The 20,600-nt window shown below is 70.6% G+C and carries 31 protein-coding genes; 30 read left to right on the top strand and 1 reads right to left on the bottom strand.

Annotation, left to right across the window (positions count from 1 at the left end):
- Window positions 1–203 precede the first annotated feature (203 nt).
- Entirely contained in the window at window positions 204–359 is a 156-nt protein-coding gene (locus tag AB0P24_RS33615; RefSeq protein WP_365800691.1) for a hypothetical protein, read from the top strand.
- 86 nt (window positions 360–445) lie between these two features.
- Here the strand turns inward: AB0P24_RS33615 and AB0P24_RS33610 are convergent, their stop codons facing one another.
- The gene (locus AB0P24_RS33610; protein ID WP_365800689.1) at window positions 446–1,204 is read right to left on the bottom strand and encodes a GntR family transcriptional regulator; all 759 of its coding nucleotides are present in this window, start codon (window positions 1,202–1,204) and stop codon (window positions 446–448) included.
- A gap of 245 nt (window positions 1,205–1,449) precedes the next feature.
- Between AB0P24_RS33610 and AB0P24_RS33605 the strand changes: the two genes are divergently transcribed.
- The 29 genes from AB0P24_RS33605 to AB0P24_RS33465 all read left to right on the top strand — a co-directional run bounded on the left by AB0P24_RS33605 (window position 1,450) and on the right by AB0P24_RS33465 (window position 20,599).
- On the top strand, window positions 1,450–1,908 hold the full coding sequence (locus AB0P24_RS33605; RefSeq protein ID WP_365800687.1) for a hypothetical protein: 459 nt from the start codon (window positions 1,450–1,452) through the stop codon (window positions 1,906–1,908).
- 283 nt (window positions 1,909–2,191) lie between these two features.
- Complete coding sequence (locus AB0P24_RS33600) at window positions 2,192–2,902, top strand: hypothetical protein (RefSeq protein WP_365800686.1); 711 nt, start codon at window positions 2,192–2,194, stop codon at window positions 2,900–2,902.
- A 16-nt stretch (window positions 2,903–2,918) separates the two neighbouring features.
- On the top strand, window positions 2,919–3,110 hold the full coding sequence (locus AB0P24_RS33595; RefSeq protein WP_365800684.1) for a hypothetical protein: 192 nt from the start codon (window positions 2,919–2,921) through the stop codon (window positions 3,108–3,110).
- 126 nt (window positions 3,111–3,236) lie between these two features.
- Window positions 3,237–3,455, top strand: a complete 219-nt coding sequence (locus tag AB0P24_RS33590; protein ID WP_365800682.1) for a DUF5999 family protein — start codon at window positions 3,237–3,239, stop codon at window positions 3,453–3,455.
- Between the two features lie 196 nt (window positions 3,456–3,651).
- Window positions 3,652–3,858 carry a hypothetical protein gene (locus AB0P24_RS33585; RefSeq protein ID WP_365800680.1) on the top strand — a complete coding sequence of 69 codons (207 nt, stop codon included), beginning with the start codon at window positions 3,652–3,654 and terminating at the stop codon, window positions 3,856–3,858.
- A gap of 102 nt (window positions 3,859–3,960) precedes the next feature.
- The gene (locus AB0P24_RS33580; protein WP_365800678.1) at window positions 3,961–4,431 is read left to right on the top strand and encodes a hypothetical protein; all 471 of its coding nucleotides are present in this window, start codon (window positions 3,961–3,963) and stop codon (window positions 4,429–4,431) included.
- A complete protein-coding gene (locus AB0P24_RS33575) occupies window positions 4,432–6,591 on the top strand; it encodes a hypothetical protein (protein ID WP_365800676.1) in 2,160 nt (719 codons plus the stop codon).
- Window positions 6,592–6,766: 175 nt separating this feature from the next.
- Complete coding sequence (locus tag AB0P24_RS33570) at window positions 6,767–8,233, top strand: hypothetical protein (protein WP_365800674.1); 1,467 nt, start codon at window positions 6,767–6,769, stop codon at window positions 8,231–8,233.
- Window positions 8,230–8,403: a hypothetical protein gene (locus AB0P24_RS33565; protein ID WP_365800672.1), complete on the top strand. Its 174-nt coding sequence runs from the start codon at window positions 8,230–8,232 to the stop codon at window positions 8,401–8,403. Before AB0P24_RS33570 ends, AB0P24_RS33565 begins: the two co-directional genes overlap by 4 nt.
- A 128-nt stretch (window positions 8,404–8,531) precedes the next feature.
- Window positions 8,532–9,044: a hypothetical protein gene (locus AB0P24_RS33560; protein WP_365800670.1), complete on the top strand. Its 513-nt coding sequence runs from the start codon at window positions 8,532–8,534 to the stop codon at window positions 9,042–9,044.
- A 67-nt stretch (window positions 9,045–9,111) separates the two neighbouring features.
- A complete protein-coding gene (locus AB0P24_RS33555) occupies window positions 9,112–9,477 on the top strand; it encodes an RRQRL motif-containing zinc-binding protein (RefSeq protein WP_365800751.1) in 366 nt (121 codons plus the stop codon).
- 39 nt (window positions 9,478–9,516) lie between these two features.
- A complete protein-coding gene (locus tag AB0P24_RS33550; RefSeq protein WP_365800669.1) occupies window positions 9,517–9,831 on the top strand; it encodes a hypothetical protein in 315 nt (104 codons plus the stop codon).
- 93 nt (window positions 9,832–9,924) lie between these two features.
- Window positions 9,925–10,554, top strand: coding sequence for a hypothetical protein (locus tag AB0P24_RS33545; RefSeq protein ID WP_365800667.1), 630 nt, complete (start codon window positions 9,925–9,927; stop codon window positions 10,552–10,554).
- 13 nt (window positions 10,555–10,567) lie between these two features.
- Window positions 10,568–10,936, top strand: coding sequence for a hypothetical protein (locus AB0P24_RS33540; protein WP_365800665.1), 369 nt, complete (start codon window positions 10,568–10,570; stop codon window positions 10,934–10,936).
- A gap of 117 nt (window positions 10,937–11,053) precedes the next feature.
- Window positions 11,054–11,668 (top strand): hypothetical protein, encoded by a 615-nt coding sequence (locus tag AB0P24_RS33535; protein WP_365800663.1) that lies wholly within the window; start codon window positions 11,054–11,056, stop codon window positions 11,666–11,668.
- An 84-nt stretch (window positions 11,669–11,752) separates the two neighbouring features.
- On the top strand, window positions 11,753–12,160 hold the full coding sequence (locus AB0P24_RS33530; RefSeq protein ID WP_365800661.1) for a hypothetical protein: 408 nt from the start codon (window positions 11,753–11,755) through the stop codon (window positions 12,158–12,160).
- A gap of 103 nt (window positions 12,161–12,263) precedes the next feature.
- Window positions 12,264–12,614 (top strand): hypothetical protein, encoded by a 351-nt coding sequence (locus AB0P24_RS33525; protein ID WP_365800659.1) that lies wholly within the window; start codon window positions 12,264–12,266, stop codon window positions 12,612–12,614.
- The gene (locus AB0P24_RS33520; RefSeq protein WP_365800658.1) at window positions 12,611–13,099 is read left to right on the top strand and encodes a Pycsar system effector family protein; all 489 of its coding nucleotides are present in this window, start codon (window positions 12,611–12,613) and stop codon (window positions 13,097–13,099) included. The genes AB0P24_RS33525 and AB0P24_RS33520 overlap by 4 nt, the downstream gene beginning before the upstream one ends.
- A 113-nt stretch (window positions 13,100–13,212) precedes the next feature.
- Entirely contained in the window at window positions 13,213–13,590 is a 378-nt protein-coding gene (locus AB0P24_RS33515) for a hypothetical protein (RefSeq protein ID WP_365800657.1), read from the top strand.
- A gap of 108 nt (window positions 13,591–13,698) precedes the next feature.
- The gene (locus AB0P24_RS33510; RefSeq protein ID WP_365800656.1) at window positions 13,699–14,385 is read left to right on the top strand and encodes a hypothetical protein; all 687 of its coding nucleotides are present in this window, start codon (window positions 13,699–13,701) and stop codon (window positions 14,383–14,385) included.
- 96 nt (window positions 14,386–14,481) lie between these two features.
- Window positions 14,482–15,123, top strand: a complete 642-nt coding sequence (locus AB0P24_RS33505; protein WP_365800655.1) for a hypothetical protein — start codon at window positions 14,482–14,484, stop codon at window positions 15,121–15,123.
- Window positions 15,124–15,209: 86 nt separating this feature from the next.
- Window positions 15,210–15,524: a hypothetical protein gene (locus tag AB0P24_RS33500; protein WP_365800654.1), complete on the top strand. Its 315-nt coding sequence runs from the start codon at window positions 15,210–15,212 to the stop codon at window positions 15,522–15,524.
- Between the two features lie 68 nt (window positions 15,525–15,592).
- Window positions 15,593–16,084: an AAA family ATPase gene (locus tag AB0P24_RS33495; RefSeq protein ID WP_365800652.1), complete on the top strand. Its 492-nt coding sequence runs from the start codon at window positions 15,593–15,595 to the stop codon at window positions 16,082–16,084.
- A gap of 96 nt (window positions 16,085–16,180) precedes the next feature.
- A complete protein-coding gene (locus tag AB0P24_RS33490; protein WP_365800650.1) occupies window positions 16,181–16,978 on the top strand; it encodes a hypothetical protein in 798 nt (265 codons plus the stop codon).
- Window positions 16,979–17,496: 518 nt separating this feature from the next.
- Window positions 17,497–18,171 carry a GGDEF domain-containing protein gene (locus AB0P24_RS33485; RefSeq protein ID WP_365800648.1) on the top strand — a complete coding sequence of 225 codons (675 nt, stop codon included), beginning with the start codon at window positions 17,497–17,499 and terminating at the stop codon, window positions 18,169–18,171.
- Window positions 18,168–18,632, top strand: a complete 465-nt coding sequence (locus AB0P24_RS33480) for a hypothetical protein (protein WP_365800646.1) — start codon at window positions 18,168–18,170, stop codon at window positions 18,630–18,632. Before AB0P24_RS33485 ends, AB0P24_RS33480 begins: the two co-directional genes overlap by 4 nt.
- A complete protein-coding gene (locus AB0P24_RS33475) occupies window positions 18,629–19,153 on the top strand; it encodes a WhiB family transcriptional regulator (RefSeq protein ID WP_365800644.1) in 525 nt (174 codons plus the stop codon). Before AB0P24_RS33480 ends, AB0P24_RS33475 begins: the two co-directional genes overlap by 4 nt.
- A 9-nt stretch (window positions 19,154–19,162) precedes the next feature.
- Window positions 19,163–20,041: a hypothetical protein gene (locus AB0P24_RS33470; protein WP_365800642.1), complete on the top strand. Its 879-nt coding sequence runs from the start codon at window positions 19,163–19,165 to the stop codon at window positions 20,039–20,041.
- Between the two features lie 3 nt (window positions 20,042–20,044).
- Window positions 20,045–20,599: a hypothetical protein gene (locus AB0P24_RS33465; protein ID WP_365800641.1), complete on the top strand. Its 555-nt coding sequence runs from the start codon at window positions 20,045–20,047 to the stop codon at window positions 20,597–20,599.
- The last annotated feature ends 1 nt before the right edge of the window (window position 20,600 follow it).

Genomic DNA, 20,600 nt, shown 5'->3' with positions numbered 1-20,600 from the left:
ACGGCTCCACCGGCCGGAACCCCCAACTCCCACTCCAGGAGAGCGAGATGACCCAGATTCGTCATGCCCACAAGACATCGTGCAGTGTGGCGGACGCGCATGGTCGGAACGTCGACTTCATGGTCACAAGGCCGGCCTCGACGTGCACCTGCCCATGCACGAGACCTACTGAAGACCCGCGACCGCGTGGCCGCCCCGGAGCCGTGGTCATACGCGTTGCCGCGATTTTGACCGCTGGCCTGGTCGCAGCCGTGCTGCTCGTGGTGATCCGCGACGTCATCACCACCATGGCCAGCACCGGCGTCACCGGCCTCATCCTGAGGGCGTTTCTCACGCCATCCGATAGGCGGGACCGGTGAACTCCATATCCGACCCCCGAATCTCGTCTGACATGGCCCAGATCCGTCGTACGCCGTCGCCGGCCACTGCCAGCGCAGGATCGGAATCATGCGTCGAACTCGTAGTCCAGGACGTATGCCGCCGAATCCAGGGCCATCTCGTTGATCTCAACCGCTCGCCCTTCACCGTCGAACGCCGTGCGGGCCAACTTGATGACGGTTCTGTCAGCAGGGATAGCCAGTCGGGCTGCCTCTTCGGCGGAGGGCATGCGGACTCGGATCTCCTCTCGGAACCGAGCCGGAGGACGCCCAAGATCCGCAAGGCGAGCGTAGATGCCCCCTGGTCCGGTGTCGGCCTGAGTGATGGGCGAACCCGCAACCAGCGACTGAGGGAGGTACGACGCCGCGAGCATGACCGGGCGCCCCTCCATGACATACCGGCGGCTGCGTACACAGACGGTCTCGCCAGGCCCCAGTTCGAACATGTCGCTGATGTGCTGAGGAGGTGGGACATCCTCTGCCACGGTGATCTGATCGACGTCCGGTGCGCGGCGATCGTCTGCGGACCAGATGGTCTTGCCGCTTCCCCATTGGCCACGCGCCAGTCGGGGAATGCCGCGCCGGCGGATTGGCTGGAAGGACTCGACGAACCAGCCGGCTCCCTTGCGGGAACCGACGAGGCCTTCGTTGCGGAGCACGCCAAGCGCCTGCCGCATGGTCAGAGGGGCAACTTCGAAGTCAGCCGCCAGGGTGTTCTCGCCTGGAAGGCGGTCCCCGGGCTGGTAGTCGCCGCGTTCGAGGGCGGCCCTCAGCTCTGCGGCAATGCGCAGGTATTTGGGCTGACCAGCTCTCGTCTCGCGGCTCATACGTCTCCTCGGTATCGGCTCTCTATAGAGCTGATCGTACGGGGGTGCTGTTGGCGGTGGCGACGTATTGTGGCCTGATCCCTTCACTTCTCACTAGTGAGAGGTTGACCTCTATAGAGAGATTTGCTTCACTGAGGACATCGCAGCGAGGTCACCCCAAGCGACCTTCTGATCACTTCATGCTGCTGTGCTCGATCCATCGCTCCGAAACGCCAGGTCAGACCCCATGCGAGAGGAAACGCCCCATGAACCCGATCTCCACGCCCGACGCCAGCTTCCTCGAGGAGTTCGACAGCGAGACCGCGGCTCTCCTGGAGGCCATCGAGGTGGACCTCCCGGAGTTCGGCAACGTCGACCTGGACGTCGTGTTCGGTACGCCGCTGGAGATGTACGAGTTCGTGACCCCGGGTGAGCTGGCCCGCTTCGACGCCGAGGCCGGCCTGCGGGGCGGCCGCACCAAGGCCCAGGACGAGGTCGGATTCGAGTTCGCGGCTCGCAGGGACGCGGCCCGGGACATCGTCGCGGCCGACCCGTCGATCACCGAGCGAGTCCGCGAGCGACTGCTGGAGGCCCTGGAGCCGTCGATCGCCGTGTGGATCCGCGAGGAGCTGATGGGCGCGGCCCGGTCCGTCGGCGCGCAGATGCTCCGCCCGATCCCCACCGCCGACGCTCGGGTCTCCGCACCGGTCCCGCTCGCGGCCTGACCCTGCCCGCCGGGTCTTCGGACCCGGCTCCCCCACCCGGCACCGCCCCTGCGGGCGGCGCCGGATGAGGGAGCCGGACCCACGGTCCCTCCCGATCAACTTCATATGTCTGGCTGACCGCCGCTTCCACGCGCGGCCGGGGTGACGAGTTCGACGAGGTCCCCCGGAGCACAGCCAGGTGAGCCACCCGCAGCCAATTGCGCTGCCCGCCGGCCAGGAAGTCCGGGCCCCGCCCGGCTCCTGGTCGAAGGAGAACGCAATCGCTACCCAGGGAGTCAACTCGATGCGCCATAACGGCCGCACCCCGATCAAGGCCAGCAGCCTTCGCCCCGAGAACCTCAACCTGCGCGAGGGCGAGACCTCGGTCGTCTGCCCCGACTGCGACAGCTGGCGTCGGCTGACCCGGTCGATGATCCACCCGCACCGCGACGGTGTGGAGCAGCCGAAGCCCGAGGCCCGCCGCTACCGCGACGACACCACGTCGTCCAAGCCGTCCAACGGCCGGCGCTGCCCCGGCAGCGCCCAGCGCATCGAGATGGACATCACCCCCGAGCAGTGGTCCGAGAAGCTGCACGAAGCGGAGACCACCGCGTCCGGCCGACGCACCACCAACCCGGTCCGCAAGCCCCGCCCCCAGGCCGCGCCGACGCCCTCGCAGATGGCGCCGGGCCAGCTGATCCCCGCGGTTGGGTCGCTGAACGAGCAGCTCACCGAGCACCTGCAGAGCGACTGCGTCCGGTGCCGGGTGGGCCGCTGCTCCACCGTCATCGAACTGCGTCAGCGCATCCGGCGCATCACCCGCCAGGCGGCCGGTCCGCAGCCGCAGCTGTACGGGCAGCTGCGCGCGGCCCTGACCGAGCACCGCGCCACCTGCTCGCCGTGCACGCAGGACTCGCCGTGCGACGCCGGCCGCAAGCTCACCGCCCGGATTTCCGGGCTCGCCCAGGACCAGATGCGTCGCACCCGCCCCGCCCTCTACCGCCCCGTCGTCTGACCCGAAGGAGCCTCCCGTGCCCGACCTGATCGCCGGTACCCGCCCGGTGCCCACCGACCCGCGCACCCCGCTCCAGCGCGCGACCGACCGGCTCACCGCCGCGCGGCGCGAGCTCACCCAGGGCAGCCCCTCCCGCGCCCGCCGCCAGGAGTTGGCCGACCTGATCGCCCGGCTCGAGACGGAGATCCGGGGACTGAAGCAGCCCTGACCGCCCGCGACTTCCCGCGTTGCCCAGACGCCAACGGCCCGCTCGTGGCGTGCCGTTGACGGTGGAGAGCGTCGGAGGACCCCCGCTCGATCTCACCCCGCGCCTCAACGAAGAGGGACTGACCCCATGACGACATCTGAGTGCCACCACCAGACCCCGTGCCCGTCGGCGGACAGCCCCGACCGCGAGGCCGCGCACATCGTCGCCCACCACCCCGAACAGGGCTGGTCGCTGCTGTGCAACGGCGTCCTGCTGTTCGACGACACCGGTGAGCTCCTGCCCGACGGCCGCGTCATCGCCCCGCACCGGCCGATCGGCAACCTGCTCTTCGCAGCGGCCGCCTAACCCCCGCCCTTCCCGATGTTGCCTGTCGCCTCCGGGGCCGCCGTCGGCCGCCGGGGACGGCGGGGAGCACCAGGGACTTCCCACCCCTGCACCGCTCCACGGCCGGCCTCCGGCTCCCAGGAGGCCGGCCCTGGTTCGGCCCTCCCCGTGATGGCTGAGGAGCACATCCCAACTCCCCTGCGCCAAGGAGGACTTGATGATCACTGTCCCGTTGTTCCTGCTCTTCGCCTTCCTCACATGGCTGTGCTGGCGGGCGGACATCCAGATGGGCGCCCTGATCTGCGCGCTGGTCTGCGGCTACGCCCTGGCGGCGTCACCGCTGTCGGCCGCGATCGACGGGATCGGCCAGGGCATCGCCACGGCGGTGCAGCACGCAGGAAGCAACCAGGCCAGGAACCGGTGAACCTGCCGTCTGCCTGTGGCTCCGGGCCTTCGGGCCCGGGACCGCAGGGAGGTGACAGCCCCCGCGTGCGAGACCCCCACCCCGCCTTCCGGAAGGAACTTCATGAGTGACGAGAGCAGCGCCGACGAGAAGATCGGCTCCGACCTGGTCAAGCTGATCCAGCAGCTCGAAAAGATCGAGTTCCGCAACGACAGGGACCTCTACCGGTACGCGAGGATCCTGCGGGCGATCGGCCTGGAGCTGTACATGAGGGTCGGTATGGACGCCGACATGATCACGGCGATCCTCAGCCAGTACAAGGGCAAGTGGTACACCTTCGGCCTCCAGTCCAAGCTCCGCGCCAAGCTGGTCGGCGCGCACCTCAAGGGCGGCGCGAGCGCCGCGAAGGTGCTCGGGCTGAGCGGCGTGAAGATGTACGCCTCCTTCGTCAAGCACTTCATCAAGCCCGAGCAGGAGGCCGAAGCCGAGGCCCGCAAGGGCAAGGGCGGCAAGGGCCGTCCCGGGTTCTCCATCGGCGACAAGCCGAACTCCGGATCTGCCGGCAAGCCCGGCGAAGCAGGAAAGGCCGCCTAAATGGCACGCCGCGCATCCCGTTCGAAGAAGATCGACACCCGCACCGAGGAAGAGGTCCAGGAAAGCCGCGGGGCCCGTCTCACCTACGGCGGCCCCTGGGCGGTCGTACTGGGCGGATACCTCCCGGTGGAGCTCGCCCACGTCGTGCTCGAAGGCAACCCCACCACCCTGGCGCTGGCCGCGCTCGGTGTGGCCGGCACCGGCACCGCCGTGTGCCGCCTGATGTCCCACATCGACAACAAGGCCAAGCGCCCCAAGGACCAGCGGATCTGGCACCAGGTCAACACCGGGGCCGTCACCGCGGCCGCCACGCTCGGCACCGTCGTCGGCGTCGACAGCGCGGCGACCGCCGGGGCCTGGTTCCTCGGGGGCGTCGGGATGGCGGCCGCCAACAACCTTTGGTCGAAGTTCTACAAGGCGGGCTCCGAGAAGAGCGCCTCCAAGTGGGAGAAGCTGGAGTCGGAGATCGGCCTGGCCAAGCAGGAGCTCGAGGACGCCAAGTCCAACGGCAAGGGCACGGTCGTGGCGAAGGTCAGGGCGAAGGACGGGGCGACCGCCGACGAACTCGCCCGCAAGATCCCGGCCCTGGCCTCCGTCCTGCGCCTGGGGCAGGGCCGCATCACCCACACCGTCAACGACGACGACTCCGGCGACATCACGATGCGCGTCCAGGTCGCCGACCTCCTCAAGAACGGCTTCCCCTGGCCGGGCCCGAGCGCGTTCGGCACGAGCATCGGCGACTCCCCGCTCAACCTCGGTCGCTACGAGGACGGCGAGACGCTCAAGGTCAACCTGCCCGGTGTCCTGCGCGACCCCCAGGAGCTGCGCAACGGCAACGTGGAGCACGCCATCGCCCAGGGCACCAACGGTGCGGGCAAGACCCAGGGCAACTGCACCCTCGTGGGCGACGCCGCCACCCGCACCGAGGTGTCGACCATCATCATCAACTGCTCGAAGTTCCAGCAGGACTACGGGCACGTCCGGCACGCCGCCGACATGGTCATCCAGACCGAAGCCGAGGCGCGCCGCTTCTTCAAGCAGCTGCACACCGTCATCAAGGCCCGCGCCGACTACCTCGGCTCCAAGGGCCTGTCGAAGTGGAAGCCCGGCTGCGGCCTGAACTTCCTGATCATCATCGGTGAGGAGGCGGCCGACTTCGCCGACGGCGAGGCCTACTCCAAGGTGCTGCGCACCCTGCGGTCGACCGGCGGCTGGTTCCTGTCGTCGATCCAGCGCGCCACGCACGACCAGATGGACACCACCGCCCGCTCCAACCACCCCGCCGGCATGGCCTACGGGCTCACCGACGGCGCGGACGCCCAGTACATCCTGCCGCCCGAGGCGATCGAGGCCGGCGCGTTCCCCGGCTGGGGCAATCGCAAGGCCGGCTACCTCTACGCGGCCGGCATGGGCATCAAGGAGGACCGCTGGGCGGTCGTCGCCCGCACCTACAACGCCGACCGCGCCCAGCTCGCCGCCGCCGTCACCGCGGGCATGAACGTCCGCACCCCGATGGACGAGGTGACCGCCGGGGCGTTCGGCGCGCTGTGGACCAACCGCACGTTCTTCACCACTCCCCTGCTGGAGGCCGACGACGCCGCCGACCTCCCCCAGGAGCCGCACCACCCGGCCCCGCCCGCCGCGTCCCAGCCCGCTGAGGCGGCGCCGGCCTCCGAGCACGGCACCGACGAGGACGAGGACGAGGCCATGGCCCTGGACGCAGAGGAAGTCGAGGAACTGATCCGTAAGGAGACCGAGGACTTGGACGACGAACTGCAGAAGATCCTCGACTCCGACCCCGAGCCGGGTGAGTACGACCACCTGAGCGTGGAGCAGGAGATCGAGGCCCCCGCCGACGACGCCCCGGTGTTCAACCTGCCGGGCGCGTGCGAGGACGAGGACAAACTGAGCAGCGACGACGCCCGCGACGCCATCTTTGCTCAGCTTGACGATTGGGTTCGCGAAGGCAAGGACTCGTTCCAGCCGAAGGAGCTCAACCACATCTGGATGCGGGTCGACCTGGAGGAGCCCCGCTCGTGGTGGAACCGTCTACGGACCCGGCTCCTCAAGGACGGCGTGATCTCCAAGGACGAGTCAGAGGAGGGCTACGGATCGTACGACCTGATCCGCTCTCCCCTCGCCGACAACAACGGAGAGTAGTCACATTCGAGGGGCGAACAGTGCGCGCACCGCGAACTGTTCGCCCCTCTCCCTCCCTAAGAAACTCCCCGGTGTTCTCGCGTACACAGTCCGGAAGATACCGGTTTGTCACCCGCGAACAGTGCGCCGCACACCCTCTCCGAACACTGCGCGAACACTACGGAAGGTAACCATTATGAGCGCCCCGACCGCTCCCCGGCCGAAGGCGGCCGGCCCGCCCCGAACCCCCACCCCAGTCACTGCCGACGACGCCAACAAGGCCCGCAAGTCCATGGCCAAACTGGACGAGGTCCTGGCCATGGTCACCAAAGCGCTGCTCACCCTCGGGGGCGGCGCTTTGATCTTCACTTGTGTGAATGTGACCCGGTTCGGCGTCTCCCACGAGATTCCCTGGTACATCGCCTGGATGCTGGACCCGCTGGCCAGCCTCGCGCTGATCACCGTCCTGTACGTCGACGGCGTCCTCGCCGAACACGGCGGCGACTACAAGCCCGGCGGCTGGCCGTTCCTGCTGCGCTGGACGGCCGGCCTGTCCACCTGGGTCATGAACTGCTGGACGTCGCTCTACCCCGACGGCCACTTCCACTTCATCCCCCAGAAGCCCGACGCCGGCGGCATCCTGCTCCACTCCGTCGCCCCCGCCCTGCTGATCCTGCTCGCCGAAGCCGCCACCGGCTACCGCAAGTACGCCACCCGGCGGCGCGGCGAACTCACCGCGATCATCGCGCAGTTCGAGGCGACGGCCGCCGCAGAACGCGAGGCCGCCGCAAATCGAGCCCGCGCAGAACGCGAACGTGAGGAAGCCGAGAAGCGCGAGGCCGCCAAACGCGAGGCCGACCGCGCAGAGCGCGAGGAAAACGCGAGGCTCGAACGCGAGCGGATCGCGGCAGAAAGCGAGGCTGCCGCCCGAGCCCGCCGCGCAGAAATCGAGGCAGAACGCGAGCGCCTCGAACTCGCTGAACGCAACGCGGAAATCGAGGCCAGGCGACGCAAGACCCAGGCAGAGATCGAGGCGCAGCAGCGCCGCGAGCGGTGGGAGCTGGAGCAGGCTGAGCAGGACCGTGAGGCCACCCGCCGCGCAGAGATCACCACGGCAGAAGCCCAGGCTGAGGCGCTGCGCAAGGAGGCAGAAGCCAAGGCGGAAGCCGAAAAGATCAAGGCTGCGGCTGAGGCCCGCGCCCTGGAGGAGGCTGAACGCCTCAAGCGGCAGCGCGCTCTGGAGCGGACCGCCGCCCGCACCCGGGGCACCTCGGAAAGCGCCTCGCGAAACGGCACCGGCCGCGCCTCGATTTCTGCGGGGCGCACCTCGGGAAGTTCCTCGGAAAACGGGGCCGCGCTCACTGCCGTCCCCGCCCTGACCGCCTCGGAAAGTGACGGCCGGGTCCCTCGCGATGTGCGCGCGCAGCAGCGAGACGAGGCTGAGCGCTACGTCGCAAAGTGCTTCCTGACCAACGTCACCCCCGACCTGGACGGCCTCGCGAAGCACTACGGCAAGGGCGAGACCTGGGTCGGCGATCGTGTCCGCGAGGTCAAGAAGCGCCTCGAAAACGAGGCCGGGTTCAAGGAGAGCGTGCTCGCCGACGAACTCGAAGTCTTCGCCACCGACGACGCCACCGACAGCGACACCGCGGGCGCGGCGTGAGCGCGCCCGGCGAACAGGAGGACAACGACGTGGACATCACGTTCGACTTCACCGAGCACCCGGACGAGCCCTTCGAGCTGCTCTCCACGGCCGGCCCCCAGCACCCGCCGACCATCCTGCTCCGCAGCGAGCCGCTGATGCCGATGCGCTTCGGCCGCATCCCCGACTGAGCTTCGACAGCTCCACTGACCCCCGAGATGTTGAAGCCACCTCGGGGGCCGGTGAAGAGGCCGAAGCCTCCCCGGGCGCTTCACGCCAATGACACCGCCCGAGCTCCCCCATCGAGGAGGACACCATCATGCCGTCCTACGGCGAGCAGCCCCAGACCACCTACCTGCCGACCCCGCTGCCGCCGCAGTACGGGCAGGCACCCGTCCCCGCGTTCGGCCAGCACGTCGTCCCGCTGCCGCAGAACACGGTCGTCTACCCGTCGACTGCCGGCATCGACGGCGTGGTCGTCGTCCCCGGCCCGGCCGGACAGCAGGTCGCCTACTACACCCCGCCGCCCGCCCCGGCCCCGCAGCCGCTGGTCTCCCCGCTCCTCATCAAGGCCGCCCTGGTGGCCTTCATCGTCGGCATCAGCGGCGTCGGCCTGTACTTCCTGATGCACGCGATCGTGGAACTCCTCCACGCGCTCGCCACCATCGGGCTGATCGGCCTGGCGGGCCTGGTCGGCTTCATCGTCCTGAAGATGTTCAGCATCGGCTCCGGCTCTCGCTCGCGTGGCGACACCATCAACGTCAACGCCAAGGGCCGCGCCCGCGTCCAGGTCCACACCGGCCGCGGACACAACCGTGGCCGCCGCCGCTGAACCGACGCCCCCGGCCGATGAGCCGGTCGTCCGGGACGTCGACTTATACGCCACCAGCTCCGGCGCCATCCCCACGTACAAGTGGCGCCAGGCCCCCGAAGGCCTGGCCACCCGCCGCCAGCTGCGCGCGATGGGCCTGAGCCCCGGCCGTGGCAACGACCCCGTCGTCCAGATCGAATGCCGCGGCGGTAAGCGCGTCGCCTACCTGTACCGGATCGACCTCGCCGTCCCGAAGCGGATACCGACGCTGGCTCAAGAAGCCGCGCTCGACAAGGCGATGGCCCGGCGCCAGACGTGCCCGAAGTGCTCCAGGCGGTACTTCCGGTGCCTCCCTTTGCGCACCCTCGGCAGCTGCCTGGAGTGCTACGACGGCACGCCCGCCGATCCCCGCGACTACACCACTGCCTCCACCGAGTGGATCTCCGCTGCCTGACCCCGCCACGACAACCGCCATCTCGAAGGAGTCCCGCCCGTGCCCAAGTCCAAGATGCCCCGCCCCGTCGAAGCGGCCACGGTCGTGGTCGCCGCCGTATGGGCCGCGTTCATCGCCCGCGACCTCGCCGACCACGGCGTCGACACCCTCGTCATCATCTCCGTCGTCCTCGCGGTCATCAGCGCCGGCATGGGGCTCGGTACCCGCTTCGAGCAGGCCACGCACAGCGAGTTGTTCGTGTGCCCGGAGCCCGGCTGCGGCGTCGAGATCCGCGCCACGAACCAGCCGGACGAGCGCGTCGCCCGGCTGAAGGAACTCGCCACCGACCACTCCCAGCACCCCGCCAAGGCCTGACGGCTGCCTGATCCGCCCGTCCCGCACGGGCGGTGAAGAGAACCGTCCAGACCAGCCGCCACCCAACCCCGCGCCCCAGAGAGGACGCCCGCCATGCCTCAGATCGTGAGCACGCCCCGCCTGCGTGAGCTGGAATCGCACGCCGGAGCACTGCCCTTCGCCCGCTCCAAGAGCGACCGGCTGGAGAAGGAACTCGAGGCCGCACAGCGGAAGATCGGGGAGCTGGAGCGCGACCTGGAGAAGCTGCTGAAGGCCACCGCGAAGGAACTCGCGGACGGAGTCGCCCAGGTCCGCGAGGCCAACCAGCGCACATTCGACGCGCAGACGGCCACCCGGAAGGCCAGCGACAAGGTCAGGGAACTCAACCAGGAGATCGAGCGGCTCAAGGGCAAGCTCACCGAGAACCCGCGCCCCGAGCCGAGCGGCGTCGTCGGCCGCTACCTGAACCAGACCGGCGCCCACGTGGACATCACCCTGCTCGTCACCGACGCCGGCCGCCGCGGCGGCGTGGGCAGCCGCATCGTCGACCTCCGACTGGTCGCCGGCTGCACCGGCTGCGGCGAGAAGAACGAGGACGACGCCGTCCTCAGCGAAGGCGTCTACGACTCCCCCGACGCCCGCCACCGCTACATCAGCGACGACTGGAACGGCGGCCGGATGCGCCGCTGGGCACAGTCCCACGCCGAAACCTGCCGGGCCGTGGCACTGAACAACGCCGCCTGACAGGGGCACCGCGATGACCAGCAACCCTCGCTCCGACCGCGTCGCCGTCAGCCGCGCCGGGCAGATCGCCATGCTCGCCCTCGAGCAGCTGGGCGCGCTCGTCCACGGCGGCCTGGACTACGACCCCGCCGTCGACCTGCTGCTCAAACTCACCTCCGGCGACCCGGACTGCGACATCACCCTCCCCCTGCTTTTCGGCGAGCTGACCCGGGCCTTCGCCGACCACCTGTACGTACACGCCGACCGCGACATCCGCGTCCGGCGGGCCGCGCAGAACCTGTACGCCGCAGCCGAGAGCATCACGGCCGCCGGCGACCACGTGGAGCAGGCCCTGGAGCACCTGGGAGTCCTCAGCACCTCCCACACCCCCGCGTCGGCCTGAACCGCGGCTGCCACCTGCCCGATCCGCCCGACACCACGCGGGCGGTGAGGGGAGCCGGACAGCCAGCCCCCGCCAACTCCGTCCAGCAGACACCCAATCCGCCGAAGGAGCTCCCTGGTGAGCGAGCCCACCGCCAGCCCCAACCCCGAACAGCCCGACGCCGTCCCGCCGATGGAGACCATCGACGACAGCAAGCGCCAGCCGCCCCGCCGACACCCGGGTCCGGCCACCACGATGCCGAGGCCGACGCCCATACGGACCCGCGACGACATCCCGCCCGGCGCCCTCGCCGCCGGCGTCGTCCTGGGCATCCTCACCCTGGTGGTCATCCTCAAGGTGGCCATCCCCATGGCCATCGACTGGTCCCGGCACCAGGACTGGTCATGGGCCACCCAGTGGGCCGCCACCGTCACCGACCCCGTGCACGCCTACCTCACCGCGCACACGGCCGGGCTGCCGGTCACCGCCTCCAGCGCGTTCGGGATCTGGCTGGGCGTCGGCGCCGCCTCCCTCGTATGGGCCTGGCTCACCAAAGCGGTCGGCGCCCGGCTGACCTTCATCGCGCACGGCACGGCCACGGTGCTCATGGTGTGGTCGTCAGCTCCCGCCGCCGGCCGCACCGTCGCCGCAGGTCTGGCCGCCCTCGCCTGGACGATCGGCAGCCTCTTCGCGCTGCGCGGCCTGTCCCTCCGGCCCGTGATCAACGTTCCGCCGTGTGACCGCCGGTCCTGACGGCTGCCTGATCCACCCGCCCCGCCGACCGTCGGGCCGGGTGGTGACGGGGAGCCGGACAGCCCGGCGACATGGGAGGAGCACATGAACAGCAGCGAGATACGCGACGAAGCCGCCCGGCTCCTGCGAGCCGTGCGCACCGAACGGGGCGAGCTGCGCGACCACATGATCGAGGAAGCGCGGCTGTGGATCGCGCTCGTGGAGGTGACCGGAGCCGAAGACCCGGACACGCCCGTCCCGGCCGGCACGGTCATGCGGATCCACACCCGCACCGGCGCACTCACCGTCGTACGGAAGACAAAGGACTCCGGAGTCACCGTCTACCCGTGGACCTGCCTCGGCTGCGGCGAAAGCCACGAGTTCGGCCGCGCGGACCGCAACGGCGCCCGGACGGAAGCCACCCTGCACGCGCGGGACTGCTGGGTTCTGCCCGAGCCGACGGAGCCGAAGCCGAACGACAGCATCCCCGACCAGGCCCTCGCGACGGCCTGAACCCCGAGTGCTGACCTGACGGTTGCCTGATCCACCCGCCCCGCCGACCGTCGGGCCGGGTGGTGACGGGGAGCCGGACAGCCCGGCCAGAAGGGAACCGACCATGACCCTCGGCATCGACACCGAGAACCACATGCTCGAATCAGCGCAGGACGGCCAGCGTGCCCTCGCCCGCATCGACGGCAACGCCGCCGCCTCCCTCTCCCTGCTCATCAGCGAGTACACGGAGCTACGCGACCGCGTGAAGCTGCTCATGGACGGACTGCCCAAGCACCACACCGACCCGGAGCTGTGCGCCGCGTGCGACGCGCTCGCGCAGATGTGCCCGTACCACACGGGCCGCGCCGACAGCTGGGCGTACCTCTCCCAGGCCATGCGCCTGGTCGCGAGCGGCGACTCCAGCTACGCCGTCCTGGTCCTGGAGCACGCCGACGCGAACGGGGACGAGGCATGACCGCCGCCCCCGACACCGCGCTCCTGCTGACGTCGTGCGACCTGGACAAGAACCTGGACGCCGCCATCCGTGACACCGACGCGAAGATCACCCGCACCGACAGCAAGGCGTCGCTGTTACTCGCGTTCGACGGTGTGGTTCTGGCCGCTGTCGTCGGCGCCTACGACACGCGACTCCCGCTCGCGGCGAAGGTTTTCGGGACGGCGGCCGCGCTCGCCCTGGGCGCGGCCGCCGTCCTGCTCCTGCTGGTCGTCCGCCCCCGCCTCAAAGGCGACGACGCCGCGTCGTTCCCGTACTGGGCGCGGTTGAAGGACGACCGGGAGATCCTCGCCAGCCTCACCGTCGACGCCCGCGTCGCCCGGCTGCGCGTCCTGTCCCAGATCGCGCTCGGCAAGTACGTGCAGCTGCGATGGGCCATCGACCTGATCCTCGCCTCACTCGCCCTGCTCGCGGCCGCCGGTGCAACCGCCCTCCTCTTCGCGTGACCGCTGACCGGCCGGTCTCCGTCGCCCCCACCCCGCTCCCGCAGCCGGGTGGGGCCAGGCGGTGTCCGCCCGGCCACCCAGGCCGGGGACCGGCACCCTCCAAGGAGGAGCCCGTGTCCAACGTCCAGTCCCTCACCGACCGCAAGGACCTCATGCGCCGCGCCGCTGAGCGGTTCGGCCACCGCACCCCGCAGCCGCACCCGATGGACGAGCGGCTCACCGCGCAGTCCGAGGCGGCCTACTCCGCCCACGCCGACCGGCGTATCCCGTCGGCCGCCAGCCTCGTGGACGTCGCCCTCAGCGTGCGCGCCAGCGTCCTGGGCGAGGTCCTGCTGCTGGAGAACGTCCTGACCGCCGCCCGCGAGCGCGGCGGGATCGACCCCGGCGTCCTCGAGCTCCTGGAGCTGGTCGTCGACCACGGCCACGAGCACACCGTGGCCCTGGCCGACACCGTCCGCGCCCTCGCGCCCGTCGGCGACGCCGCCGCATGAGACCCCCGCGGGGCGGCCGACCGGTCACCACAACCAGGCCGCCCCGCAGGAGACGCACCGCTCACCTTCCGATCGCACCACGACCCGAAGAGAGAGGCACACCCCTTCATGATGAACAACGAACTGCGCCAGGCGACAGCCCGCGTCGGCGCTGAGGCCCTCAGCCTGACCAAGGTGGCGGCTGTCCTGTTCGTGGCCGGCGTCACCGCCGACCTCGCCTACAGCCCGCTGCGGCACAGCCTGTCCGCGCACGACAGCCGGATCGGCGCCGCCGTCCTGGCCGTCATCTTCGCCATCGGCGCGTCCCAGTTCCTCGACTGGACGACCAGCCCGATCAGCAAGCGCCTGAACGAGCTTTCCTACGGCTGGCCCTCCCGCACCAGCACCAAGGCCCCGGCGCCGGCCGCCACCCTGGACGACGGCATCGCCCTGGTCGCGGACGCCGCCGTGCAGGACGCCGCCGCCCGGGCCGCCCACGGCGTCATGGTCACGCTCGATGAAAGCGGCAGCTCGCTCCTGTCCCAGGCCGACCGCTGGCAGGGCTTCGAGAACGGCGAGGCCCGCTACCACCTCGCGCCCGGCCTGGCCCTGTACTTCCGCGGGATTGAGGGCCACTACGGCACGATCACCAATGAGTTCACGCTGCTGAGCGGCGACAGCGAGGACGACAGCGTCCAGATCACCAGCCTCGCCCAGATCCACCAGCACCTCACCGCCCGCGCCGCAGGTCTCCCCGTGGCCGTTCCCGTCGACGACACCGACGACGGTGACACCCGGGGCCTGTCCGCGGCCTGACGGACTGCCCGTGCTGCCCCGACCCGCACCACGCGGGTCGGGGCGGTGCGGTAGCCCCTCAGCCCGCTCGCTCTCCGTCTCCGGAAGGACGCCCACGTGCAGTTCCACAAGAAGAAGCAGCTGGACCAGATGACCATCCGGCGAAGCGGCCTGTTCGTCTCCAAGAAGATCACCGCCGACATCGAGCGCACCGTGCCCGTCGCCCAGCGACTGGTCCGCGACCACTACGGCCGCCGCCCGGTCGTCCCCGTCGAACTCGTGGTCATCAAGACCAACAAGCTCTCCGGCCTGGTCGTCCAGTCGCTGGGTGTGGCCGCCGGCATCAAGTACGAGGTGTGGCGCGACAAGGTGCTGTCCCTGACCGCCCGCCCCGGCGACATCTACGCCGTCACCGTGGCCGGTCCCAACAGCTCCATCCGGATCTTCCTCAACGCCCAGCGGCTGCGGCGCCGCAAGGGACAGGAGATCGGCCCCACCCTCGTCTACGCGATGGTCGAAGTCGACCAGCTGTGCCGCAAGGGCGGCCCCGACGCGCAGATCGCCCTCGCCCGCCACGAGATGGGCACGCACGTGCTCAACAAGGCCGCTCTCAAGAAGCTCTACAAGGAGCTCGTGGCGCGCGAGGACGAAGCGGAGAAGGTCACCCAGAAGATCATGGGCAAGGTCGTGCGCAACCACCGCCGCCAGGAGGCTGAAGCCCAGCGGCAGGTGCCCGCTGCGGCCGCCGGCCGGGCCTGACCTGCCGCCGTGCCGTCCCGGCCCTTCCCGGCCGGGACGGTGCGGGGGCACGTCAGCCCACCCCGCCGAACCCCTGGAGCTGCAAGATGACGACCGCCATGCGCATCACCGGTCACACCCCCGAGCGCCCGAAGACCGACTGCGCCTTGGCCAGTCGCGTTTCCGGCGTGGAGACCCAGATGATCACCGAGATGGCCGGGGCCGCGTTCCACTTGGAGCGCCTGCAGAGCACGGTCGGCACCCCGGAGCAGGAACTCGCTGCGTACAAGGTCGACATGACCGCCGACCGGCACCGCGACTACGTCCTCGGTGTCGCCGCCCGTATCCGCCGCGCGCTCGACACGCTCACCGCCCCGTACGAGACGCCCGCGGACACGGACACGGGACAGGCCGCCGCCTGACCCACGCCCACCGCCCCAACGGCCCGGCCACCACGGCCGGGCCGCTCGCATCCCCGCCGAAGGACCCGATGCACCCGCTGACCCTTCCCGCCGGGACCCTGTGCACGCTGATCGGCCCACCGGGCTGCGGCAAGTCCACCTTCGCCGCCCGCTACCCCGCCAGCTGGCGCATCTGCCTCGATCTCTACCGCCTGGCCGCCACCGACTCCGAAGCGGACCAGAGCGCAACGCCCGTCGCAGCCGAGATCCAGAACCTGCTCCTGGACGCCCGGCTCGCCCGGGGCCTCATCATCCTGGCCGACGCCACCAACGTCTTCGCACACGTCAGAACCGGGCTGCTGGCCCGCGCCCGCTACTGGCAGCGCCCCACCGTGGCCGTCCTGTTCGACGTCCCGCTTGACACCGTGGAGGCGCAGAACGCCAGCCGCGACCGCGTGGTGCCGACGCACATCGTCCGCGACCTCCACGCCCAGCTGCCCAGCTTCGAGCAGCTGCTCGCCGAAGGGTTCGGCCAGGTCCACCTGGCCTCCCAGCTCGCCACGGCAGCACCTCTGACCTGAGCCGCACCGCCGACCTCCCGCACACCAGCGCATCCACGTCACGTCAACGACCCGTCCCGGGCGGCCCGCTGGCCGCCCGACCGATCCGGAGGACTCATGGCACACAGCACCCGGCCCGTCGTCCACTACATGGCGACCCGCCCCAACGGCACCGTCCACCCCACCTGCGAGTACCTCGCCCGGTACTACACCGAGCGGGGCGAGACGATCACGACCGTCAACCTCGCCGACCACGTCGGCCAGACCATCGACCACCCCAGCCCCGGGAAGAAGTGGTACACCGACACGCCGTTCTCGTACTTCCACATGTACACCAAGCCCGGCGAGATCCTGGAGCGCATCGAGGAGGGCTGGCCGATACGGCTGTTCGCCGTGGAGCCGCGCGGCGAGACCGGCAACTGGGGCGAGAACACCTACCCGTACTGGCTGATGTCCCACCAGATCCACGTCGTCGAAGAGACCGACGCCTGGCGTGCCTTCGGGCACCGCGGCGAGAAGGTCCTCAACACCATCGCCCAGGTGCCCGACCTCGCCCGGCAGTGGGCCGAAGCGTGGGCCGCCGACCCCGACGACACCCGCCGCAGGTACAACGCCTGGGACGAGCGCCTGGCCGACACCCGTGCCGTGAGCGACTGGGCACACTTCAAGGCGCAATACTCCCGACGCGCCGCCGGCCTCAAGACGGCCTACACGCTCGCAGGGGACGCCGCTGAGAAGGCCGCGACCGACGCCGGTGCCGACATCGAGGCCATCGCCGCGATCGGCCTGCGCGCCCGCTGCCTGGTCGCCGGTCAGCTCCTCCACGACCGGATCTGCTCGGGCGAGTACGAGAAGTCGATCCGCGCCCTGCTGCTCGGCACCCAGCTCGACACCCCCACCTCCGTCACGGCCTGACGGACCCCGCGCGGCCCGGGCGCACTCAACTCGCCAGGGCCACGCGTCGGCCGTCGCACCGAATTGCGGCCGGCTGCCTCTCCCCGCCCGTACGGACCCGCACCTGGTGTGCGGCGTCCGGCCGGGCGGGGCGGGGGGAGCCGACAAGGAGCTCCGACGCTAAAGAAGCGCGGCCCCCGGGGGGCTACCCGAGGACCGCGTGACAGGGAACCTGAGTGGAGGCACCTGTGATCACCAGTCTGACAGACGCCGAACGCGACAAGCTGTCAAAGGACAACGCCGCACAGAACAGGCGCAGCGAGAACAACGCGCGGGGCAAGGGCGGCGGCCAGTGATGGCCGACGACCACGAGAAGACGAAGCAGCCCACGCTGCCGTCGCGCCCGCGCGGCCCGCACCCGCACGCGCTCTGACGCCCGGCCGTTGACCGGCCGCACGTCAACGTCCCGGGGTGTGCGCCGGGCTTCACCGTCGCCCGCCCCGGGACTCCCATCCCGTACGAAACGAGAGGGAGTCACCATGACCTCCGTACGCGTGGCGTTGTCCTCCGCAACGGTCGCGGCCGCGCTCACCGCGGCCGCGATTCCCGCCGCCGGGTGGGCCGCCCACAGCGTCGTCTGGCACCGGCGCCTCGCCAAAGCCAGCCACGACAAGCTCACCGGAGCCCTGCGCCGCGAGGCGTGGGAACCACGCATCCAGCGGTTCATTGACCGCTACGGCAACAACGCCCTGGTCCTCGTCTGCGACGTCGACCACTTCAAGGACTTCAACTCCGACTTCGGGCATCACGTCGGTGACCTGGTTCTCAAGGACACGGCCGCCCGGCTGACAGCCTGGGCGGGACGCCACGGCATCGTCGGCCGGATGGGCGGCGACGAATTCGTCGTCTGCACATGGGTCGGCGCCGGCCGCCGCACCATCCGGCTGGACCAGTTGTGCCGCGCCCTGCGCGAGCCGATCGACACCGGCAACGGCCAGTTCGTCGACGTCGCCGTGTCCATCGGGGCCGCCGCCCCGGACGTTATCGGCAGCCGCGACCGCTGGTGTCTGCAGCGCGCCGCCGACGTGGCCATGTACGCGGGCAAGCACAGTGGCCACGCCGTCCAGGCGACCCGCGCGCACGCCGACGTCGTCAGCATCAACGGCCGCCGTCCCGGCCGGAACGGCACCCACGCCGGACCGGAGGCCGCGTGACCGCGACCGAGTACGCCCCGGACTTCATCCGCGGCATCACCATCAAGCAGCCGTGGACCGCGTGCATCGTCAACGGCGACAAGCGGATCGAGAACCGGCCCCGCGCCTGGGCGCCGGGCTGGCGCCTGCTGCACGCCGGTACGGAGAAGAACATGGACCGGGCCGCGCTGCGCGACCCGCTGGTGGCCCGCACGATCCGCGGCCGCCAGCTGCACTACAGCGCGGTCCTCGCAGTCGCCCGCATCACCGGTTCCCACGGCTCCTACACCGACGACGGTCTGTGCAGCCCGTGGGCACAGTCCGACTGCTTCCACGTCGGCCTGGACGACGTCCACGAGCTGCCGCTGCCCGTCCCGTGCCGCGGGGCGCTCGGACCGTGGCGCGTCCCGCTCCCGGTGTTCGAGCAGGTCCTCCTCCAACTCCCCCACCTTGAGCGCCTGTTCCAGGAGGCCACCTCATGACCCGCTACCACCCGGGCGTCGGCCACTACACCGATCACGGCGGGCCCGACCCGCGGTTCCCCCAGCCCCAGAGTCCGACCCCCACCGCCTGCCAGATCAACCCGAGCCTGTTCGACTTCGACTTCGGCGACTGCAACCGCAGGGAGAAGGAGCTGGCCAAGGCCCGCCGGGCCTGCTCCGGCTGCCCGCTGGTTGCCGAGTGTCTCAAGTGGGCCCTCGTGAACGAGGACCTCACCGAGGTCGGGGTCTGGGCGGCCACCACGCCCCGCCAGCGCAAGACGCTGCGCAAGCGCATGGTCGACCGCCTCGGGCCGGACTGGATCGACGTCCTCGCCCACCAGGACCAGGTCCGCCGCGAGCGGGCCGCCGCCGCCCGGCACACCCCGCTGACCGTGGACCAGGCCCGGATCGTCCGCCTGGACCGTGAGGTCAACGGGCCGATGCCGCCGCACCGATCGGTCACCCCCGCGCAGCAGGAACGCAACCGCACCCGGCTGATGGCCGGCCTCAAGGCCGCGTAGGGGGCCGCGATGTTCACCGACTGGACGGAGGCCCTCGAAGCCGAGGGCCTGCCGCTTGACCCGACCACGACCGAGCAGGAAGCCGCCGCGGCCCGGGTTACCGCCCGCAACGCCGGCAGCAAGGAGGACCTGGCCCTCCTCCTCGAAGCGCTTGGCCTGCCCGGCGACGACGACACCGTCACCACCCTCCTCCCTCTCCTCCCCAGCTCCGAAGGAGACCCCGACATGCCGCAGACGACCGCCAACGCGTTCGAGGCGACGGCGCTTTCCATGTACCACGCCGACCACCCCGTCTCCGAGATCACCGAGGCGACGGGCCTGACCGAGGACGAGATCACCGCCCTGGTCGCCGCCACGGAGGACACGACCAACGCGTCCGAGCAGACCGGCAGCAGTGTCGGCGGCACGGCCGCCGGGAAGTCCGTGGAGGCCGTGGAGGCGGGCGTCGGCGTGTCGGTGGAGCAGCTGCTCGCGTGGGCCGAAGCCCACCCGGCGGCGGGCATCCGCAACAAGGCCGCCCGGGTGCGCAGCGACCTCGCCGAACTCACCGCCCGGCACGCCACCGACCATGCCCAGCGCAAGGCGGAGGACAAGGTCGCCACGCTCAAGTCCCAGCTGGAGCAGGCGCAGGAGGAACTGAAGGCCATCAAGGCCGGCACCCTCCCTGCCAACTCCACCGTCGCGGCCCCCGACGCCGCCCCGGCGACGGCCGCACCCACCCCGATCCGGTCGGGCATGGGCAGCGGGCGCACCAAGGAGGAGCTGGCCGCCATCCGGACCTGGGCGCGCTGCAAGGGCTACAAGGTCGCGGACGCGGGCGTGGTCAAGAAGTCGATCATCGACGAGTACGACGCCGCCCACCAGGCCCCGGCCGCGAAGGCGAGCTGACCCGTGGCCGACGACGCGATAGCCCTGGACGGCTTCCTGGACGAAGAGAAGGCGCCCGGCCTCCATGGCTCAACGGCGCGCTTCCGTATCTTCGTCAGCCCGACGGACGAGCGTGTGGACGAGATGGTCATGCCCTGCACGGTGACCGACCCGGCCATGGTGGCCGCCGTGCTGCACGACCTGGTCCCCGGCGACATGCTGCGCGTCACCGGCTACGTCCGGGCGCCCCGCACCCCGGACGAGCCGATGTGGCTGGACGTCACCGCGCTCGAACTCCTGCAGGAGGCACCCGCCCAGTCACCGGAAGGCGTCGGCGCCGGGGAACTCGACTTCCTCACTGCCGACGCCGGCGACATCTACCAGCGGACCGGGATCAGCGTCCACGTCGCCGACTGCGGGCTGTTCGAACGCCACGGCACGTATCTCCTCTGGCACGACGGCGACGTGGCGGTCACGAGCGTGTGGGCCGACACCGGCGCCTGGGTCGGCGAGACCGACGATGCGGACCGGATCGGTGACCTGATCGCCGACTACGAGCACCGTCCGGCCGACGGCTGAC

The organism is Streptomyces sp. NPDC086519, assembly GCF_040686075.1.
GTDB classification, from domain to species: Bacteria; Actinomycetota; Actinomycetes; order Streptomycetales; family Streptomycetaceae; genus Streptomyces; species Streptomyces shenzhenensis.
This window is presented reverse-complemented; position numbering and strand designations above follow the sequence as displayed.

Excerpts from the sequence above, each read along its gene's own strand:
- AB0P24_RS33610 (WP_365800689.1), bottom strand. The coding sequence starts at position 1,204 with ATGAGCCGCGAGACGAGAGCTGGTCAGCCCAAATACCTGCGCATTGCC.
- AB0P24_RS33605 (WP_365800687.1), top strand. The coding sequence starts at position 1,450 with ATGAACCCGATCTCCACGCCCGACGCCAGCTTCCTCGAGGAGTTCGAC.
- AB0P24_RS33600 (WP_365800686.1), top strand. The coding sequence starts at position 2,192 with ATGCGCCATAACGGCCGCACCCCGATCAAGGCCAGCAGCCTTCGCCCC.
- AB0P24_RS33590 (WP_365800682.1), top strand. The coding sequence starts at position 3,237 with ATGACGACATCTGAGTGCCACCACCAGACCCCGTGCCCGTCGGCGGAC.
- AB0P24_RS33585 (WP_365800680.1), top strand. The coding sequence starts at position 3,652 with ATGATCACTGTCCCGTTGTTCCTGCTCTTCGCCTTCCTCACATGGCTG.
- AB0P24_RS33580 (WP_365800678.1), top strand. The coding sequence starts at position 3,961 with ATGAGTGACGAGAGCAGCGCCGACGAGAAGATCGGCTCCGACCTGGTC.
- AB0P24_RS33575 (WP_365800676.1), top strand. The coding sequence starts at position 4,432 with ATGGCACGCCGCGCATCCCGTTCGAAGAAGATCGACACCCGCACCGAG.
- AB0P24_RS33570 (WP_365800674.1), top strand. The coding sequence starts at position 6,767 with ATGAGCGCCCCGACCGCTCCCCGGCCGAAGGCGGCCGGCCCGCCCCGA.
- AB0P24_RS33560 (WP_365800670.1), top strand. The coding sequence starts at position 8,532 with ATGCCGTCCTACGGCGAGCAGCCCCAGACCACCTACCTGCCGACCCCG.
- AB0P24_RS33545 (WP_365800667.1), top strand. The coding sequence starts at position 9,925 with ATGCCTCAGATCGTGAGCACGCCCCGCCTGCGTGAGCTGGAATCGCAC.
- AB0P24_RS33540 (WP_365800665.1), top strand. The coding sequence starts at position 10,568 with ATGACCAGCAACCCTCGCTCCGACCGCGTCGCCGTCAGCCGCGCCGGG.
- AB0P24_RS33530 (WP_365800661.1), top strand. The coding sequence starts at position 11,753 with ATGAACAGCAGCGAGATACGCGACGAAGCCGCCCGGCTCCTGCGAGCC.
- AB0P24_RS33525 (WP_365800659.1), top strand. The coding sequence starts at position 12,264 with ATGACCCTCGGCATCGACACCGAGAACCACATGCTCGAATCAGCGCAG.
- AB0P24_RS33520 (WP_365800658.1), top strand. The coding sequence starts at position 12,611 with ATGACCGCCGCCCCCGACACCGCGCTCCTGCTGACGTCGTGCGACCTG.
- AB0P24_RS33510 (WP_365800656.1), top strand. The coding sequence starts at position 13,699 with ATGATGAACAACGAACTGCGCCAGGCGACAGCCCGCGTCGGCGCTGAG.
- AB0P24_RS33500 (WP_365800654.1), top strand. The coding sequence starts at position 15,210 with ATGACGACCGCCATGCGCATCACCGGTCACACCCCCGAGCGCCCGAAG.
- AB0P24_RS33495 (WP_365800652.1), top strand. The coding sequence starts at position 15,593 with ATGCACCCGCTGACCCTTCCCGCCGGGACCCTGTGCACGCTGATCGGC.
- AB0P24_RS33490 (WP_365800650.1), top strand. The coding sequence starts at position 16,181 with ATGGCACACAGCACCCGGCCCGTCGTCCACTACATGGCGACCCGCCCC.
- AB0P24_RS33485 (WP_365800648.1), top strand. The coding sequence starts at position 17,497 with ATGACCTCCGTACGCGTGGCGTTGTCCTCCGCAACGGTCGCGGCCGCG.
- AB0P24_RS33475 (WP_365800644.1), top strand. The coding sequence starts at position 18,629 with ATGACCCGCTACCACCCGGGCGTCGGCCACTACACCGATCACGGCGGG.
- AB0P24_RS33470 (WP_365800642.1), top strand. The coding sequence starts at position 19,163 with ATGTTCACCGACTGGACGGAGGCCCTCGAAGCCGAGGGCCTGCCGCTT.